Source organism: Aeromonas sp. 25-AL00135 (genome assembly GCF_054052385.1).
Map to the genome: position 1 here is coordinate 58,124 of NZ_JBSTYQ010000009.1, position 18,363 is coordinate 76,486.

Here is an 18,363-nt window from a genome sequence, read left to right on the forward strand (position 1 = left end):
GGGATGTCGGTAACATGAGGTGCCGACGGTTTGCAGGATAGGATGATCACGCTTTGGGGAAAGCCTGTTTGCTGCTGGACTTTTCCTTATAAATTATTACCTTGTGGTAACAATTTGCAGGTGATGGTGGTGGTAACGGAATGGGAGCAGTCATGCAGCCACATGGGCAATTTGACATGGAGCGCAGGGGTCAGATGCTGATCTGCCGCCCGAGTGGCCCTTTCAATCTGGCTGGTGCCATGGCCTATGAGGCGCGTTTTCGTCACGAACTGGCCGGTCTGATGGATGGCCCCTGGGGGATTGTCGAGGTCGCGACCGAGTTTGAAGCGGCCGGGCCCGAGGTGCTGGCCCGTTTTCGTCGCCAGTTTGGCTGGTGTGCCGAGAGTGGCTGTCAGTTTCTGGCGGTGGTCTTCGTAGGGGGCTTCAAGCGCTATCTGGCGGATAACATCTTCAAGGGATTGCCCTTTCGGGCGGTACGTTACTTCGAGCAGGAGGCAGCGGCCATCCAGTGGCTGGGGGAGCAGCTCAACACAGCTCCCTGTGAACCTGCGAGCGCTTGACGACCCCGCATTCTGGTTGGCTCGGGTTTACTCCAGCTTGATAAACCACTTGTCCCGTTCGTCAACGCAGTCGGGTTCACCCATTTCGAATTCGCGGCAGATCAGCGGTCGCACCTCGTAGATACGGCACATCATGGTGTTGCGGTCGAGGGCGGCGCACCAGCCATCGTCCAGCCGGCGCATGACCGGTATCTCGCCATCCCGTTCCAGTACATAACGGTCCGGCACGCCGGTATCGGTAAAGAGCATCACTTCGAGGCGGCAGCAGCAGGCTTCGCAGTTCTGGCAGCTCACATCGGTTTGGATTGCTTGGGTCATGGTGCCTGTCTTGCCGCATGGCGGCATCGGAGATATGAAACAGGCGCCTGTCTGGCGCCTGTGGTCTGGCTAACGGCTTGCAAAAAACCTTAGCCCAGTTTGCGGGCGCGGTAGCTGCGACCCTTGATCTTGCCTTCCTGTAACCGCTTGAGGGCGGCGCTCGCCACGCTGCGCTTCACGGCGACGTAGGAGTACTGCTCGGAGATCTGGATCTTGCCCACGTCGGCGCCGGCAATGCCGCCTTCACCGGTCAGGGCGCCCAGAATGTCACCGGCCCGCACCTTGGTCTTGCGGCCTGCATCGATGGAGAGGGTCACCATCTGCGGGGCGATCGGCTTGATGTCGCGGCCGATGCTGTCGAGATCACCCAGCGGCATCGGAGCCTGCTGGTACTCTTCGATAAAGTTGACGCGCTGGGCCTCGTTCGGCTGATAGAGACTCAGGGCCAGACCCTGTTGGCCGGCACGACCGGTACGGCCGATGCGGTGTACGTGCACTTCCGGATCATAGGTCAGCTCGTAGTTGATGACGGCGCCCAGCTCCTTGATGTCGAGGCCACGGGCCGCCACGTCGGTGGCCACCAGAATGGTGGCGCTGCCGTTGGCAAAGCGCACCAGCACCTGATCCCGCTCGCGCTGTTCCAGATCGCCGTTCAGCGCCAGCGCCGAGAAGCCCTTGGCAGCCAGATGGTCGGCCACGTCGTTACAGGCGCGCTTGGTGTTGCAGAACACCACGCAGGAGCTTGGCTGGTAGTGGCTCAGCAACCAGGTGAGGGCGTCGAGGCGCTGGCCGGCAGGCACTTCGTAAAGCTTCTGTTCGATGGCGCTCCCCTCGTGCAGGGACTCCACGCTCACCTCGACCGGATTGCGCTGCACGCCGCGGCTCATCTGGGCGATCCCTTCCGGATAGGTCGCGGAGAAGAGCAGGGTCTGACGCTGCTGGGGGGCATAGCTGATGACCCGGTTGATATCTTCGCCAAAGCCCATGTCCAGCATGCGATCCGCTTCATCCAGCACCAGCGTCTTGAGGCCGGAGAGCTCCAGTGTGCCCTGCTCCAGATGCTTGAGAATACGACCCGGGGTGCCGACGGCGATGTGGGCACCAAAGCTCAGGGTGGCGGACTGCGGTGCGGTCGGGGTGCCGCCGCACAGGGTCACCAGCTTGACGTTGGGCAGGGCGCGCGCCAGACGACGGATCTCGGTGGCCACCTGATCCGCCAGTTCGCGGGTCGGGCAGAGCACCAGCGCCTGCACTTCGAGGCGGTTGACGTTGAGCTTGGCCAGCAGGCCGAGGCCGAAGGCGGCGGTCTTGCCGCTGCCGGTTTTTGCCTTGGCGATCAGGTCTTTGCCATCGAGCACCAGGGGCAGGCTCTGGGCCTGGATCGGGGTCATCTGCAGGTAACCCAGGCTGGTGAGGTTCTCTTGCAGGGCGGGGGAGAGATTGAGGCTGCTAAATTCGCTGTTGTTCACAAAAGGACTCTATTTCGGAGAAAACGGGGATGCGCGAGCGCTAAGGCCGCGCATCATACCAGAATGTGGCGTCGGATGTGGCGGATTTTTGAACGGCTGGCCACGAGGGGCCATTAAAGGTTCATTTGTTGCCAAACCGATCGCGGACGAGCACCGACAATGCGATAAGGACTATTTTTCAAACACTCATATAATTATTTATCGTGGATAAACGTTTTCTATTTTCAGTGTTTTAATATAATGATTGGGAAATATTTCACGAACGGTTACTGCGCCACATGGAATGTTACGAAAATGCTGATTAAATATTTTCAAAGAACATGAAAACGGCGCCGCCATTACTCAACATGATGTTTTAAAAGGATTTATTTTATCCGTGTTGCGCGATTAATATCAGTTCATTGCACAATTAATTTAAAAACGTTTGTATTATCCTGCCTCCATAATATTGCGCGGGATTGTGATGGCTATCTGATTTTTAAATGTGCAAATGTCTATGATGGCGCCGGTCAAAAATTACAATTTACTCAGGTGCTACAGGTATGGAATACGTTCACTTTGTGCTCGGACTGGTGATGGTCCTCGCTCTCTCTCTGCTGGCTAACCGCCACAACTGGAAACAGATCAAACTGCGTTATATCGGCCAACTGTTGGTGGTCGAACTGGCGCTGGCCTGGTTCATGCTGAACTCGGAAGTGGGTCTGGCGGTGGTGGGTGGCTTCGCGGCCGGCTTCACCAAGTTGATGGAGTTTGCCAAACAGGGTACCGACTTCGTGTTCGGTGGTCTGGTCAACGAAGGGGCCTTCTCCTTCTTCCTGATGGTGCTGATGCCCATCGTCTTCATCTCCGTGCTGATCGGTATTCTGCAGTACATCCGCCTGCTGCCGCTGGTGATCCGCGGTATCGGTACCGTGCTGGCCAAGATCAACGGCATGGGCAAGCTGGAGTCTTTCAACGCCATCAGCTCGATGATCGTCGGCCAATCCGAGAACTTCATCGCGCTCAAGAACATCCTGCCGCACCTGAACGAGAAGCAGATGTACACCCTGGCGGCGACGGCGATGTCTACCGTCTCCATGTCCATCGTCGGTGCTTACATGCAGCTGATCGAGCCGCGCTACGTGGTTGCCGCGCTGGTGCTCAATATGTTCAGTACCTTCGTCGTTCTGTCGCTGATCAACCCCTACGAGCCGGATAACTCCGTGACCGACATCAAGGCCATTGCCGAAGGTGACGAGCACCACACGCCGAAGAAAGAAAACTTCTTCGAGATGCTGGGTGAGTACATCATGGCCGGTTTCACCGTTGCCGTGATCGTGGGTGCCATGCTGGTGGGCTTCATCGCCCTGATCGCTCTGATCAACTACCTGTTCGAGATGGCATTTGGCGTGAACTTCCAGTTCGTCATGGGCTACCTCTTCTACCCGATCGCCTGGATCCTGGGTATCCCGAGTGGTGAAGCGCTGCAAGCGGGCTCCATCATGGCGACCAAGCTGGTGACCAACGAGTTCGTGGCGATGATGGATCTGGGCAAGGTGGCTGCCGAGCTCTCTCCGCGCACCGTCGGCATCCTCTCCATCTTCATGGTCTCCTTCGCCAACTTCAGCTCCATCGGCATCATCGCCGGTGCGGTAAAAGCGCTGAACGAAGAGAAGGGCAACATGGTTTCCCGCTTCGGTCTGAAGCTGGTCTACGGTTCTACCCTGGTCAGCCTGCTCTCTGCTGTTATCGCAGGCATCATGATCTGATCCTCTAGTGGTTCGCGCCACTGCTTGGGCCCCTGACCTCGTCAGGGGCTTTTTTGTTTCTGGCCTACAGCCGCCAGCCGTACCACCAGCCGGCGACCAGCAGGGTGAGGGTGCAAAAGCCGGTTTCGATGGCGCCGCCACTGCGCAGCGGCCAGCCTGGCAGGCGGTAACGGCGCTTGATGGGCCAGAAGAGCGGAATGCCCGCCGGGGTGAGCCAGTCCCCCAGCAGATGGCTGAGGTAGCCGACGATAAGCGCATCCTTGACCCCCATGGGCAGGGTGCCCGGCGGCAGGCTCTGGTTCAGCCCCCAGACAGCGGCGGCGACCGCCAGCAGACTGTGGGTGAAGCCGCGATGGCCGAACAGCCGCGACAGAGGTTTCGAGATCCAAGGCAGGCGCTGCCCCAGCACCGATTTGGGGTGGTCGAGGTCGGGCAACAGGGCGCTGGCCAGCGCGGCAGGGATGGTCTGCCACAGGCTGGCATCGGCCAGTGCCGGAGTGAGCTGCAGTTTATGGGCGATCAGGGTGCAGGTAACGGAGAAGAGCAGGTGCCCTTGGGCGGTCATGATGATTACGGCGTGGACAAGATGGCGGCGCATCTTACCAGCCTGACGGTTGTGGTCAGCTCTTATTTTAAAAATCAGGATGTTACGGCGAAAAAGCGCCCATGTTGGGCGCCTTTAGGGTCTCTTTACAGCTTGCCTTTGACCAGCCACTTATCGAGGGCGTTGGCAAAACGCTGTTTGTCGGCGGCATTGAAGGGGGCCGGGCCGCCGGTTTGCACGCCGGCCGAGCGCAGCTCTTCCATAAAGTTGCGCATGCCGAGCCGCGCCTTGATGGTCTCGCGGGTGTAGATCTCGCCGCGGGGATTGAGTGCCTCGCCACCGGCATCGATCACCCAGGAGGCGAGGGGGATATCACCGGTGATCACCAGATCGCCGGGCTGAACCTGCTGGGCGATGACATGATCTGCCACATCGAATCCCTTCTCCACCTGCTGGGTTTTGATGAAAGGCGAGGGGGGCACCCGCAATCCCTGATTGGCCACCAGGGTGGTGACGACCTGGGCGCGGTGGGCGGCGCGGTAGAGGATCTCCTTGACCGGAATGGGGCTGGCATCGGCATCAACCCAGATGGGCATGGCATGGTTTCCTGTAGTGAAAGCGGATGGAAAACGAGAGTGGTCATGTTAACACAGGCCTCCCCTTCCCGGCGCGGGGCTGAGTCGGCCCAACCTTTGGTGTAAGCTGGGGCCAGCACATGAAACGAGAAGGAGACGAGATGGATCGGGTGCCCGGTGAAGTAATTTATGCCCTGACCCTGGATGGCAAGGGTGGCATGGCGCCGCTGACGGCGGGAAGCGAAGTCCCGGCGGCACATCCCGGCTGGCTGCATCTGGATTACGGTAATCCCGATTCGGCGCGCTGGCTGTTGCAGACTCCTTTGCTCAGCGAGGCGGCCAGGGAGTCGCTGCTCGGCCAGAGCAATCGTCCCAAGCTGGTGCGGATGGGGGAGACGGTGCTGCTGATCCTGCGCGGCATCAACCACAACAAGGATCACAGGCCCGAAGAGATGGTGGCGCTGCGCATCTTCATCACCCCGGATCTCATTATCAGCAGCCGTCGTCGTCCGCTGCTCTCAGAACAGGATGTGTTCAACCAGCTCAAGCTGGGGGGCGGCGCCGATACCCCGGCCGACTGGCTGGTGGAGATCTGCGATGCCCTGACCGACCGGGCGGGGGAGTTTGTCGAGGAGCTGCACGACAAGATCCTCGATCTGGAGGAGATGGTTCTGATGCGCGACATGCCCGCCAATGGCCGCTTGGCGCTGATCCGCAAGCAGCTCATCATGATCCGCCGCTACCTCTCCCCCCAGCGGGATCTGGTGGCGCGCCTTGCCAACGAGAAGATCAGCTGGCTGGATGAGGATGACCGCCGTCGTCTGCTCGATATCGCCGATCGGCTGCGGCGCTGGCTCGATGACCTCGATGCCGGAGTGGCGCGCACCGCTGTGCTGGCAGACGAGATCAACAATCTGATGGCGGAGGCGACCAACCGCCGCGCCTACCAGATGTCGGTGATGGCACTGCTCTTTTTACCTGCCAGCTTCCTGACCGGTCTGTTTGGCATCAACCTCGGCGGTATCCCCGGGGCCGAGAATCCGACCGCCTTCTGGGTCTTCTGCGGATCCTTGGTGGCGCTGGCAAGCGGGCTGGCTATCTGGCTCAAACATCGGCGCTGGTGGTAAGGAGGCATAACCCATGTGGCAATCAATTGGCCTGACCCTGCTGCTGTTGCTGGGTCATACCCTGATCCGGCGGCTGATTCACAAGAGCCTGCTGGCGCTCGGTCAGAGCAGGCAGGTGAGCGAGAACCGGGTGCTCTACGTGGCCCATGTGTTCCACTTCCTGCTCGGCTGCGCCACCTTGCTGGTACTGGCCGGGGTGTGGGGGCTCGACTTCTCCCGACTGGTGGTGCTCGCGTCCTCCTTCTTTGCGGTATTGGGGGTCGCCATGGTCGCCCAGTGGTCGATCCTCTCCAACATCACCGCCAGCATCACCATCTTCTTCGCCTTCCCCTACAAGATTGGCGACCGGATCCGCATCCTCGACAAAGATGATTCGGTCACCGGCGTCATCACCGAGATTGGCTTGTTCTACGTGCGGGTGCGTGATGACAACGGCGATCTGGTCACCTATCCGGCCAACCTGATCCTGCAAAAGCCGGTCAGGAAGCTGGAGGGCAAGGTGGCGGAACCGCTGCAACCGGAATAGAAAGCAACCGGAATAACAAAAGGCTCCCTCGGGAGCCTTTTTACTGTGCGGTGGTTGGCGCTAGCGTTCGAAGAAGCGGTAGAGGTGCTCCACCTGAACCGGGCAGTCGGCCACCTGATGCAGATGTTCGCGGGCCTGCTCGACGGTGCCGAAACTGACCGGGCAGCCGAGGGTGTCGGTCAGCTCGTAGAGGGCGCCATCCTTGCCTCTGAATTCGATGAGCCAGCCGGGAATAGCCACATCGTGGAGTATTTCAGCCTCTTGCAGGATCTGTTGCTGATAGAGCTTACGAAGTTCACTGACTGTCATGATGCTCTCCTGTGGGGAATATCCAGCTCCAGTCTATGCCTGCCCTTTATGTGCGGCAACAGTGGTGCGGCAACGGGATCATCCCCGCAGGACCTCCCATGCCCAGCGGATACGGATAAAGGTCTCGGCATTGCCGCCCCGATCCGGATGGTGCTGCAGTGCCAGCTCCCGCCAGCGGCGGCGGATCGCCTCCTGACTCGCCCCCTCATTCAACTCGAACAGGGCCAGCGCCTCGGCTTTGTGCCCCTCACCGTCATAAGCGCGCCAGAAGCGGTTGAGCAGGGTTTCAACTTCGGCACGGTCGGTCTGCCAGAACACCTGCCAGTCGAGATAGTAGCTACGCAGATTTTCGCCAAGGGCAAAGCCGTGGTTGGTTTGTAGGTTCTCGGCCAGCGGTTCGAGCCGGATATCCAGGGTGCTGATCACCAGCCACCATCCCTCTTCATAAAGCTCGGCCTGCAACTGGTAGAGGGCGTTCATGATCAGGAAGTTGACCCGAAACAGCTGCAGTTGCTCATCGTCAGCCAGCCGGGGGATCGCCCCCTGCTGGCGCAGAGCAGCCATCAGTTCATGCACCTTGTAGCTACCCGCCGCCTGTTGCAGCAGCACCAGCAGAGGGGCGATCAGCGGATTGTGGTTGGCTTCGTTCATTCGGCGCCCTGCTCCCTGGGCGGCTGCAGGGCGATCAGCAGCTCACCCGCTTGCGGAGTGACGGGGCCGGTAACGATCTGGGGCTTGCCCTTGCCATCCATGATGAAGAGCGGGATGGCGCCGGGATTGGCGGTCTGATACTGGGCCCAGTCGAACGCCTCGCTCAGGCGGGTCGCCTTGATCTGGCCACCCCGGCTCAGCAGGCCGCTCAGCCGGGCATAGTTGATGTCGGGGCCGAACAGGTTCTGGCGAGCGCGAAAGGTGGCACTCTCCCGGTTGGCCTTGCCGTGTTGCTCGCTGGATCGCAGGGAGTAGACCTGCTCCTCGCCGTAGAGGTGGGCAAAGTGCAGCACCCCGAGGGCGTTGTTGTGGCGGTTGGGGGAGAGCGCCAGCACGGTACTGATGCTGGTGAGCGGCAGGTGCAGCTCGGCATGTTCCGACTGGGGGTTGCCGAAGTAGCAGGGGAGGTTGCTCATCCGCGCCTGTTTGCAGAACTCCCAGGCGGGATCGCAGAGTTGCACCGGCACCCCCTGATCCGCCAGCGCCCGGCCGATGGCCCGCGCCACCGAGTTGGCCCCTATGATGAGCCAGGTGTTGGGGGCGCTCTGGCGCATCTTGAGCAGGCTGGCCAGCGGTGCCGAGGTGAGGCTCTGCAACACCACGGTGGAAATGATCACCGCAAACACCAGCGGCACCAGCTTGTCGGCATCGGGGATCTCGGCCTGATGCAGGCTGATGGCAAACGAGGCGCTGACCGCTGCCGCGACTATGCCGCGCGGGGCGATCCAGCTCAGCAGGGCGCGAGCTCGCCAGGAGAGATCCGAGCCCCAGGTCGAGACCAGAATACAGAGCGGGCGCGCCACAAACTGCACCACGCACAGCAGCGCCAGCACCATGGGGCCGAGCTGCCAGAGCTGTGCCAGATCGAGGCGGGCCGCCAGCAGGATAAACAGGCTGGATATAAGGATGACCGCGAGATCCTCCTTGAACGCCAGCACCTCTTCCAGATCCAGCCCCTCCTGATTGGCGAGCCAGATGCCGAACACGGTCACCGCCAGCAGGCCGGACTCGTGGCTCAGCCAGTTGGAAAGGCTGAAGGTGACCAGCACCAGCGCCAGCACGCCGAACTTGTGCAGGCTGACCGGCAGCCAGTCCTTGCGAATGAGCAGGGTGGTTAGCCAGCCTGCCACCACCCCGATCAGGGAACCGACCAGCACTGTCTTGCCCAGCGCCAGCAGGGTATGGCTGATGAGATCCCCCTGACTGCCGAGGCGCACCGCCTCGAACACCAGCACTGCAAACAGGGCGCCGATAGGGTCGATGACGATCCCCTCCCAGCGCAGGATGCGGTCCACCTCCCGGGTGGGGCGGATCACGTTGAGCATGGGGGCGATCACCGTCGGGCCCGTTACCACCAGCACAGCGCCGAGCATGGTGGCGACCCGCCAGTCCAGCCCCAGCAGGAAGTAACCGGCGCTGCCGATGACGGCGAAGCTGACCAGCATGCCGGTGGAGCAGAGATTGCGCACCACCTTGCCGATCCCCTTGAGCTCGGCCAGATGGAGGGTCAGCGCCCCCTCGAACAGGATGATGGCTACCGACAGGGAGACCAGCGGAAACAGCAGATCCCCGAGCAGGGCATCGGGGTCGAGCAGGCCGCTGACCGGGCCCAGAGTCAGGCCGGTGAGCAGCAGAAACAAGATGGCGGGCACCCGCAGCGACCAGGCAAGCCATTGGGCCAGCACGGAGACCAGGGCGATCCCGGCCAGAGAGAGGGCAATCATGCAGACCTCGATTCAGGCAGTGAGTATGGAGCTAGTGTAGTGGCTAAGTTGGTCAGATTGACACCCGAAGGCGCGAGCATCATGGCCGGGATGGGGAGATGTGCGACAGTCGGCGTCATGGTGGCTGGCGGTGGTGTGCAGGGCGCCAGCCAGACGCCAACCGTGGTGATGGGGTGGCCTTGGGGCCGGATTAGATGGGGCTCTCCTTGTGGAGCTCGCCGACACAGTCGGCCAGCGCCAGTACCAGTGCGGAGCGCACCATCTGATCGAGCCGGTTTAGCTGCATCTGGTAGAAGGCCCAATCCTCTTCGCTGGCGGGGGGCTCCAGCTTCATCATGCCGCCCTGATTGACCCCGTGCAGGCGGTCGAGCAGATCGCGGATCGGCTTGTCGCTGAAGCGGTAATCCTTGGGGTCGCGCACCAGAAAGTCGCGGATCTTGATATAGGCTTCGATATCCTGATAGCGCTCGAGTGAGATGAGACCGAGGGCGAAGATGAGCTTGAGGCGCACCTCCAGCTGGCCGAGGGGGCCGCTCTGGTTGAGCAGGGGTTCGATGGCGTATTTGACGGCATACTCCTCCTGACGAAACGCGCGTCGCATCAGGGAGTCGACCGCCTCTTCCAGGATGGTCACGGCTTCGAGAAAGAAGCCGCGGGGGCCATCCTGCTCGTTCAGTCGTTCCAGTACTTCATCTTCCTGGTGTGTGGTCATAGGTGCATTGGGTCCAGCTGACAGGGAGAGAGTCAGCCTCTCTCCCGGTTTTTATCATATGGGGCACATTCCCTTGCCATTCAAGCGCTTGGCGCGCTATCAGTGATGGCTGAATGCGCCGCAAGCAGGGTTATTACAGGGTTTCGTAACGGGCGACGATGGCGCGAACCACTTCGCTCTCTTCATCCAGTCCGGTGACGCGGGCCAGCGCTTTGGCCGGGCCAAGCTCCGCCAGCAGGGCTTGCAGCTCCACCGCCTGCGGATCATCGACATTGCGATAGTGGAGCGCCGCGGCGATCCCCTCCTGCAACTGCTCGTTGGGCAGGCCGTACTCCAGGGTGCCCAGCAGCGGCTTCACCAGTCGATCTCCCGCCGCCAGCTTGCGCAGTGGCTGACGGCCGACCCGGTCAATCTCGTCCACCAGATAGGGGTTGGCGAAGCGGGCCAGGATCTTCTCGATGTAGGCGGCGTGCAGGCGCGGGTCGAAGCCGTAGCGTTTCACCAGTACGGCACCGCTCTCCTCCATGGCGCGGCGTACCTTGCTGCGGATCACCGGATCCTCGATCGCCTCGCGGACGGTGCGGTAGCCCCGCAACTTGCCGAGATAGGCGGTGACGATGTGGCCGGTGTTGAGGGTGAACAGCTTGCGCTCGACGAAGGCCATTAGGTTGTCGGTGGGCTCCATGCCCGCCACCTGTGGCAGCTCCCCCTTGAACTGGGTCTGGTCGACGATCCACTCGCTGAAGCTCTCTACCGTTACTTCCAGCGGGTCATCGTTGGCAGCCGCGGCGGGCGGCACGATGCGATCCACCGCCGAGTCGACGAAGCCGATACAGGATTCGAGCGTGGCATGATACGCGACCGGCAGGTACTTGAGTACCTCCCGCTTGAGGTGGCTGGTGCCGCGCACCATGTTTTCGCAGGCGATGACGTTGAGCGGAGTCAGGTTGCCGGCATCGAAGCGAGCTTGCAGCCCCTTGGCCAGGGTGCTGGCAATCTTGTCCAGAATGTTGGGGCCCACTGCCGTGGTGACCAGGTCGGCGGTGATGATACGGGCGATCACCTCGTGACCGGCGGAGCTCACCGCCGCCACGTTGCGCACCACATCCAGCTTCTGATCCGCTCCCACCACATGGACCTTGTACTCCTGGCGGTGGTTGAGCTGGTCGATCAGGGTGTCGTTGACGTCGGCGAAGGTGACCTGATGGCTGGCATCCGCCAGCACTTTGCCGATAAAGCCGCGACCGATGTTACCAGCACCAAAATGCAATGTTTTCATGATATTAACCTCTTGAACCAAAGACGATGAAAGATGATTAGGCAGCCTGTTCGGCACCCAGCAGATCCAGGAAGGCCTGGGGATCCGTGGTGCTGGCCAGCCGGTCGATGAGACCGGGTTCATCCAGTGCATTGGTCAGGCGGGTTATCACCTGCATGTGTTCGTCGTTGCGGGCGGCGATGCCGATCACCAGCCGCGCTACCTCATCGGCAGCCTCGCCAAAGGCGACCCCGGCCGGGTACTGGCAAATGACGATGCCGGTACGCTTCACAAACTCCTTGGCGGCGATGGTGCCATGGGGCACGGCGATGGATTCGCCGAGGTAGGTGGAGACCAGCTGTTCGCGCTCCAGCATGGCGTTGACGTAGTCGGGAGCCACGTAGCCGCGCTCGGCCAGCAGTCGGCCTGCGGTCAGGATGGCGGCCTCCTTGTTGTCCGCTTTCAGTCCCAGATGCACGTCATTACGGCTCAGGGTAAAGACTTCGGCCGCTTGCGGCTCGTAGCTGTCGTCGTTGGCCGCCACCAGCAGCTGCGGGTTGGCGACGTCATCGTTGGCGGCCTGGGTCAGGCTCTGTACCAGCTCCTGATAGAGGCCGTTGTCGAGGAAGTTGGTTAGGGAAATATGGTGGGCATGCGGCGCATGGCGACGGGCCCGCTCGGTCAGATCCTTGTGGGTGATGACCCAGTCCACCTGATCGTCGAGCTGATCGATGGCGCGGTTGGTGACGCTGATATCGAGCCCTGCGGCCTGCACCCGCTTGCGCAGCATGCCGGCGCCCATGGCGCTGGAGCCCATGCCCGCATCGCAGGCGACCACAATATTGCGTACCGCCATCAGTTCGCCGCCCGGCTTCTTGGCCGCTGCGGTTTCGGGCTTGCCGCCCTTCATGGCTTTCATCTTGCGAGTGGCTTCACCGAGGGCATCGGCCTCGTCGGCTTCCGGCTGTTGGGCTCGAACGAATACGGCGGCGACCAGGAAGGAGACCAGAGTGGCGCTGATGATGGAGAGGGCGACCCCGATCAGGGAGGCTTTCGGCGTCATCAACAACACTGCGAAGATGGAGCCCGGCGACGCGGGGGAGACCAGACCTGCATTGAACAGGGTCAGGGTAAAGACCCCGGTCATGCCACCGGCGATCACCGCCAGAATGAGGCGCGGGTTCATCAGCACATACGGGAAGTAGATCTCGTGGATGCCGCCGAAGAAGTGAATGATGGAGGCGCCAGCCGCGGACTGCTTGGCCGCACCACGACCGAACACCATGTAGGCCAGCAGCACACCCATGCCCGGGCCCGGGTTCGCTTCAATCAGGAAGAAGATGGAGCTGCCGTGCTCGGTCGCCTGCTGGATCCCCAGCGGCGAGAAGATGCCGTGGTTGATGGCGTTGTTGAGGAACAGGATCTTGGCCGGTTCGACGAAGATGGAGGTGAGCGGCAGCATGTGGTTTTCCACCAGGAAGCCGACGCCACCGGCAAGCAGGCCGGAGAGCACCTTGACGAAGGGGCCAATCACGAAGAAAGCGAGGATCGCCAGCAGCATGCCGATAAGGCCGGCGGAGAAGTTGTTGACCAGCATCTCGAAGCCGCTCTTGACGCGACCGTCCATCGCCTTGTCGAAGCGCTTGATGGCCCAGCCACCGAGCGGGCCGACCATCATGGCTCCCATGAACATGGGGATATCGGTTCCCACGATGACACCCATGGTGGTGATGGCACCGACCACGCCGCCGCGCTCACCGCCCATCAGTTTGCCGCCGGTGTAGCCAATCAGCAGCGGCAGCAGGTAGGTGATCATGGGGCCGACTAGCTTGGCCAAGGTTTCATTGGGCAGCCAGCCGGTGGGGATGAAGAGGGCGGTGATAAAGCCCCAGGCGATAAAGGCGCCTATGTTGGGCATGACCATATTGGACAGGAAGCGTCCAAAATTCTGTATCTTGACTTTGGTATCCGGTGATAACATGTCGGGACCCCGTTTTAAGCCTGTTTGATTAAAAGTGGTAGTCGGGATGGCCGGTTTTGCCGAACCTCCATCCCGGTCGTCTAAGCAACTTCAATCTACCAGCTTGCGATCAAATTAGGCTGAAAACGGGGTGTCTTGTGATCCAGCTCTCAGATACCCAGCGGTACCCCCTCCATAACCAGTGATCCACATCACATACTCATGCTGTAATTCGGCTACATTTCGATCTTTTATGTTTTACGTGATTATTTTTTGTGACCTAGCTCACCAAAGTTGCTTTGTGGTCCTCTTGCTAAATAGTGATTGGTGTCACAAATCTGATTTTTGTATTCGAATGGGACAAGTAATTCAGTCACTCATCAGCGGGTAGTGACGATGGATCTATCGAAACACTCCATTGCTTACCAATGAATCAATAAATTTGTAACCCGCTTTCAGTTTTTTTCGGTCGGCGATGAGGGCTCTTTTGCGGCTGATTGATGGGAATGGGCGCCAACATGCAGGATGTGATTGCGCGGCTGACGTTCGGGGATCTTGCTTGCCGTGCAGGGCTGATAGCAGATAAAAACAAACCGCCAGCAGGCGGTTTGTCAGTTTTTGCGATCTGGCCCCTGTCGAGGCAGCGGCTCAGTAGAAGCCGGCATCCTCGGGAGAGGGGCGGGTCTTGAAGCGGCGATGGAGCCACATGTACTGCTCCGGCGCCTTGCGCACAGCGGCTTCGATCTCGCGGTTGGCGCGGGCGGCATCAACCATGTCATCTCCGCTCGGGTAGTCGGCGAGCGGCGCGCCGATATGCAGGGTGTAACCCTCGCTGGTGCGGATGTTGTAGCAAGGCAGGGTGACGGTATTCTTCACCCGCGCCAGGGTGGCGGTGCCGGTGATGGTGGCGGCCTGCTCTACCGCGAAGTAGGGCACGAACACGCTGGCGTGGCTGCCGTAGTCATGATCCGGTGCATACCAGAGGGCGTCGCCGTTGCGCAGCGCCTTGATCATCCCCTTCACATCCATCCGGTCCACCAGATATTTGTTGGAGGCGCAGCGACCGTGGTACTGGGCATACTCCAATACCGGGTTGGTGTTGGGGCGATAGACCCCGACCCCGGGGCGCACCAGCCCGAAACAGCGGGCGTTGAGTTCCAGCGTCAGGAAGTGGCAGGAGAGCAGCAGCATGCCCTGACCTTTTTCCATGGCGGCGATGACGTGCTCTTCCCCTTCCACCTTCATCAGGTTGCGCATCCGCCAGTCTGGCCAGAACCAGGCGATCCCCACCTCGAACACGGCGCAGCCCACGCTCTCGAAGTTTGCCTTAAGCAGTTTCTCCCGCTCATCCCGGGTCAGCTCGGGCATCGCCAGCTCCAGATTGCGACGGGCAATCTTGACCCGGGACTTCAATATCCTGGCGGCGAGACGACCGAGCTGACGGCCCAGCCACAGCTGGCTACGCCACGGCAGCAGGGTCAGCAGCCAGAGCAGGCCGAGGCCGAACCAGCTGGCCCAGTAACGGGGATGAAACAGGCGGGGCTCCAGGCGGGGAGCGTTGTCGTGGGCCATGGCTAATCTCTTGTTCGCAAACACAATCGGGGGATTCTAGCCGAAAAGGGGGGGCGGGGGCGAATGGCTGTGTGCTGGTCAGAGGGGTAGCCTGCGTCCGGTTAGCGTGACAGCGGCGGCAACTGCGGTCGGCTTTTTCTACACCGGATAAAAGAGTGTGATAAAATCGCCCGCTGATTTTTCAGGTTTTGAGAGTCGATACAGATGAAGATCACCCTGCCCGAGTTTGAAAAAGCCCGCGTTCTGGTCGTTGGCGATGTCATGTTGGACCGTTATTGGCATGGCCCCACCGGCCGGATCTCGCCCGAGGCACCGGTGCCCGTGGTCAAGGTTGAACACATTGAGGAGCGTCCGGGCGGTGCCGCCAACGTTGCCCTCAACTCCGCCGCCCTTGGCGCTCATGCCGTGCTGCTTGGCCTGACCGGTCAGGATGAAGCGGCCGATGCGCTGGCTGGCCAGATGGCTGGCGTCAAGGTCGCCTGTGACTTCGTTCGTCTGGCCGACTTCCCGACCATCACCAAGCTGCGCGTGCTGTCCCGCAACCAGCAGCTGCTGCGTCTGGACTTTGAAGAGCCCTTCCACTCCGTCGATGCCACCCTGCTGATGAGCAAGGTCGAGCAGGCACTGCCAAACAGTGACGTGATGATCCTCTCCGACTACGGCAAGGGGGCCCTCAACGATGTGCCCGGCATGATCCAGCGTGCCCGCGCCGCCGGCATTCCGGTGCTGGTCGATCCCAAGGGAACCGACTTCGAGAAGTATCGCGGCGCCACTCTGCTGACCCCTAACATGTCCGAGTTCGAGGCTGTAGTGGGCAAGGTGAAGAGCGAGGAGGAGCTGGTAGCCAAGGGGCTGGATCTGGTCAAGCGCTTCGAGCTGGATGCCCTGCTGGTCACCCGTTCCGAGAACGGCATGACCCTGATCCGCGAAGGCCAGCCGGAGCTGCATCTGCCGGCTCAGGCCCATGAGGTTTACGATGTGACCGGTGCCGGTGATACCGTCATCTCCACCTTGGCCACCTCGCTGGCCGCTGGCAAGAGCCTGGACGAAGCCTGTGCGCTGGCCAATACCGCCGCCGGTATCGTGGTCGGCAAGCTGGGTACCTCTACCGTGAGTCCGGTCGAGCTGGCCAATGCCCTCTACACCGAGCAGGAGACAGGCTTCGGCGTGATGTCTGAAGCCCAACTGAAAGTGGCGGTTCGTGCCGCTCGTCTGCGCGGCGAGAAGGTGGTGATGACCAACGGTTGCTTCGACATCCTGCATGCCGGCCATGTCTCCTATCTGGCCAACGCCGGCAAGCTAGGGGATCGCCTGATCGTGGCGGTCAATACCGACGAGTCGGTTCGCCGTCTGAAAGGGCCGGGTCGTCCGGTCAACCCGACCGAGCGTCGCATGGCCGTACTGGCTGCGCTGGGCGCGGTGGATTGGGTAGTGCCGTTTGGTGAAGATACCCCGCAGCGCCTGATCGCCGAAATCCTACCCGACCTGTTGGTCAAGGGCGGCGACTACAAGCCGGAAGATATCGCCGGTTACGCTGAAGTGACCGCCAATGGCGGCGAGGTGCGCGTTCTCAACTTCGAGGATGGCTGCTCCACCACCGACATCATCAAGACGATCCGCGAGCGCGGCTAACGTTCTGCTGGCTCCGCAATCTGGCGGGGCTCATTATCGGCGGTAGCAAGCAGGCAGAAATACGGATAACAAAAAGGCGACCTTGCGGTCGCCTTTTTCATGTCCGATAGCGGCTATCAGCCTTTGGCTTTTGCCGTGGCAGGCATCAGACCCTGGTTCACTTCCACCAGGTCCTGCGCTTCCAGAATACCGGCAGCCTGTTTCAGGCTCAGGATATTGAGGATGTAGTTGTAACGGGCTTCGGAGAGCTTCTGCTTGGCCTCGTACAGCTTGCGAGTGGAGTCCAGCACGTCGACGATGGTACGGGTACCCACTTCGTAACCGGCTTCGGTCGCCTTCAGGGCGCTGTCGGCGGAGACCACGGACTGGCTGTAGGCACGTACCGAGCCGATGCTGGCGTTCACGTTGTTGTAGGAGGAGCGCACTGTGCTCTGCACCGAGCGGAAGTTCTTCTCCAGCAGTTCGCTGGCCGCCACGTAGTTGTACTGGGCCTGCTTCACCTTGGAGCTGGTGGCGCCACCGCTGTAGATGGGCAGCTTGAAGGTCAGACCGATATTGGCCTGATTGTCATTGCCACCGCTCTGAATGTTATCCAGCTTGTAATCGGTATTGCTGGTTTGCAGTCCGGCACCCAGATCCAGCGTCGGCTCATGGCCGGTTTTGGCCAGATCGATCTGCTCCTTGGCAATGTCCTTGCTGATGCGGGCACTGTGCAGTTGCAGGTTTTTGTCCAGCGCCAGCTCAAGCCACTTGTCGGAGCCGAAGGCGGTCTTCTGCGGGCTGAAACGATCGGTGTTCAGCACGTCCAGATTGCGGTGATCGATACCGGTCAGCTCGCGCAGGGTCTCGTAGCTGTTGTCCAGCGAGTTTTCGGCATTGATCTCGTCGGCCAGCGCCTGGTCGCGGGAGGCTTCGGCTTCATGGACGTCGGTGATGGCGGTCAGGCCCACTTCGAAACGCTGCTGGGTTTGCTCCAGCTGACGCTCTACCGCAACCTTGTTGGCACGGACGAACTCCAGGGTATCCATCGCCTTGAGTACATCAAAGTAGGCTTTGGCGGTGCGCACCATCAGGTTCTGGATTTCGAGGTTGTAGGCGACATCAGACTGGGTGGCCTGCTTCTCGCTGATATCCAGATTGACCCAGTTACTGCGACGATAAAGGGATTGCGACAGCGTCACTTCACCCTTGGCGTTGGTATTGCTCTGGGTGTCGTTCTTGTTTTGCAGATAATTGAGCCCGGCACCCAGATCGATCTGGGGCAGCAGAGGAGCACGGGATTCGTTGATCTTCTCGAAGGCCTGGTCGCGAACGGCTTTGGACTGCAGCAACTGCGGGTCTTTGATCTGGGCTTGCTGGTAGATGTCGAGCAGGTTTTCGGCATGGGCACCGGCACTGACGCCCAGCAACACCATGACTGACAAAAGTGTTCTTTTCATAGATCGTTTTAACCTTATGTAGTAACCCAAACTGGTTGCTGGAGAGGCAAATATTGTCACCGACCAAGCTTGATTGCAGCTTAATCACTCTACTATAAGCAAAATTTAATGCTAAGAGTCTCAGGTCCGGTGACGGGAACGTCAAGAACCGGACGCAGTTTTCTCCCCGCGCGCCTAGC

Annotated in this window: 17 protein-coding genes; 5 read left to right on the forward strand and 12 right to left on the reverse strand. The window is 60.6% G+C overall.

Features of this window, described 5'->3' with window-relative positions:
- Positions 1 to 152: 152 nt before the first annotated feature.
- Positions 153 to 560 (forward strand): hypothetical protein, encoded by a 408-nt coding sequence (locus tag ACW5XC_RS10205; protein ID WP_005335923.1) that lies wholly within the window; start codon positions 153 to 155, stop codon positions 558 to 560.
- Positions 561 to 587: 27 nt separating this feature from the next.
- On the opposite strand, the gene ACW5XC_RS10210 is transcribed toward ACW5XC_RS10205, so the two are convergent.
- Positions 588 to 878, reverse strand: coding sequence for a YkgJ family cysteine cluster protein (locus tag ACW5XC_RS10210; RefSeq protein WP_005335921.1), 291 nt, complete (start codon positions 876 to 878; stop codon positions 588 to 590).
- A gap of 89 nt (positions 879 to 967) precedes the next feature.
- Positions 968 to 2,347, reverse strand: coding sequence for an ATP-dependent RNA helicase DbpA (gene dbpA / locus ACW5XC_RS10215; protein ID WP_042053613.1), 1,380 nt, complete (start codon positions 2,345 to 2,347; stop codon positions 968 to 970).
- Positions 2,348 to 2,889: 542 nt separating this feature from the next.
- On the opposite strand from dbpA, the gene ACW5XC_RS10220 reads away from it, so the two are divergent.
- Positions 2,890 to 4,095 carry a NupC/NupG family nucleoside CNT transporter gene (locus tag ACW5XC_RS10220; RefSeq protein WP_005363118.1) on the forward strand — a complete coding sequence of 402 codons (1,206 nt, stop codon included), beginning with the start codon at positions 2,890 to 2,892 and terminating at the stop codon, positions 4,093 to 4,095.
- Positions 4,096 to 4,159: 64 nt separating this feature from the next.
- Here ACW5XC_RS10220 and ACW5XC_RS10225 read toward each other — a convergent pair whose 3' ends face one another.
- Complete coding sequence (locus ACW5XC_RS10225) at positions 4,160 to 4,660, reverse strand: metal-dependent hydrolase (RefSeq protein ID WP_042053671.1); 501 nt, start codon at positions 4,658 to 4,660, stop codon at positions 4,160 to 4,162.
- Positions 4,661 to 4,785: 125 nt separating this feature from the next.
- A complete protein-coding gene (locus ACW5XC_RS10230; RefSeq protein ID WP_042053612.1) occupies positions 4,786 to 5,235 on the reverse strand; it encodes a YaiI/YqxD family protein in 450 nt (149 codons plus the stop codon).
- Between the two features lie 140 nt (positions 5,236 to 5,375).
- Here ACW5XC_RS10230 and zntB point away from each other — a divergent pair, with 140 nt between their 5' ends.
- On the forward strand, positions 5,376 to 6,341 hold the full coding sequence (zntB, locus tag ACW5XC_RS10235) for a zinc transporter ZntB (RefSeq protein ID WP_005341467.1): 966 nt from the start codon (positions 5,376 to 5,378) through the stop codon (positions 6,339 to 6,341).
- 13 nt (positions 6,342 to 6,354) lie between these two features.
- On the forward strand, positions 6,355 to 6,867 hold the full coding sequence (locus ACW5XC_RS10240) for a mechanosensitive ion channel domain-containing protein (protein WP_005354921.1): 513 nt from the start codon (positions 6,355 to 6,357) through the stop codon (positions 6,865 to 6,867).
- Positions 6,868 to 6,927: 60 nt separating this feature from the next.
- Here ACW5XC_RS10240 and ACW5XC_RS10245 read toward each other — a convergent pair whose 3' ends face one another.
- The 7 genes from ACW5XC_RS10245 to lpxL all read right to left on the reverse strand — a co-directional run bounded on the left by ACW5XC_RS10245 (position 6,928) and on the right by lpxL (position 15,113).
- Positions 6,928 to 7,176 (reverse strand): hypothetical protein, encoded by a 249-nt coding sequence (locus ACW5XC_RS10245; RefSeq protein WP_005363113.1) that lies wholly within the window; start codon positions 7,174 to 7,176, stop codon positions 6,928 to 6,930.
- Between the two features lie 78 nt (positions 7,177 to 7,254).
- Positions 7,255 to 7,827 carry a DNA-J related domain-containing protein gene (locus ACW5XC_RS10250; protein WP_042053609.1) on the reverse strand — a complete coding sequence of 191 codons (573 nt, stop codon included), beginning with the start codon at positions 7,825 to 7,827 and terminating at the stop codon, positions 7,255 to 7,257.
- On the reverse strand, positions 7,824 to 9,611 hold the full coding sequence (locus tag ACW5XC_RS10255) for a cation:proton antiporter (RefSeq protein WP_005335908.1): 1,788 nt from the start codon (positions 9,609 to 9,611) through the stop codon (positions 7,824 to 7,826). The genes ACW5XC_RS10250 and ACW5XC_RS10255 overlap by 4 nt, the downstream gene beginning before the upstream one ends.
- A 190-nt stretch (positions 9,612 to 9,801) precedes the next feature.
- On the reverse strand, positions 9,802 to 10,323 hold the full coding sequence (locus tag ACW5XC_RS10260) for an MltR family transcriptional regulator (protein WP_005335907.1): 522 nt from the start codon (positions 10,321 to 10,323) through the stop codon (positions 9,802 to 9,804).
- Between the two features lie 133 nt (positions 10,324 to 10,456).
- On the reverse strand, positions 10,457 to 11,602 hold the full coding sequence (locus ACW5XC_RS10265; RefSeq protein WP_042053607.1) for a mannitol-1-phosphate 5-dehydrogenase: 1,146 nt from the start codon (positions 11,600 to 11,602) through the stop codon (positions 10,457 to 10,459).
- A 37-nt stretch (positions 11,603 to 11,639) separates the two neighbouring features.
- Complete coding sequence (locus tag ACW5XC_RS10270) at positions 11,640 to 13,562, reverse strand: PTS mannitol transporter subunit IICBA (RefSeq protein WP_042053605.1); 1,923 nt, start codon at positions 13,560 to 13,562, stop codon at positions 11,640 to 11,642.
- 627 nt (positions 13,563 to 14,189) lie between these two features.
- Positions 14,190 to 15,113 (reverse strand): LpxL/LpxP family Kdo(2)-lipid IV(A) lauroyl/palmitoleoyl acyltransferase, encoded by a 924-nt coding sequence (gene lpxL / locus ACW5XC_RS10275; protein ID WP_042053603.1) that lies wholly within the window; start codon positions 15,111 to 15,113, stop codon positions 14,190 to 14,192.
- Between the two features lie 204 nt (positions 15,114 to 15,317).
- On the opposite strand from lpxL, the gene hldE reads away from it, so the two are divergent.
- Entirely contained in the window at positions 15,318 to 16,745 is a 1,428-nt protein-coding gene (gene hldE, locus ACW5XC_RS10280; RefSeq protein ID WP_040067070.1) for a bifunctional D-glycero-beta-D-manno-heptose-7-phosphate kinase/D-glycero-beta-D-manno-heptose 1-phosphate adenylyltransferase HldE, read from the forward strand.
- Between the two features lie 116 nt (positions 16,746 to 16,861).
- Here the strand turns inward: hldE and tolC are convergent, their stop codons facing one another.
- Positions 16,862 to 18,184, reverse strand: coding sequence for an outer membrane channel protein TolC (tolC, locus tag ACW5XC_RS10285; protein ID WP_005354907.1), 1,323 nt, complete (start codon positions 18,182 to 18,184; stop codon positions 16,862 to 16,864).
- Between the last annotated feature and the right edge of the window lie 179 nt (positions 18,185 to 18,363).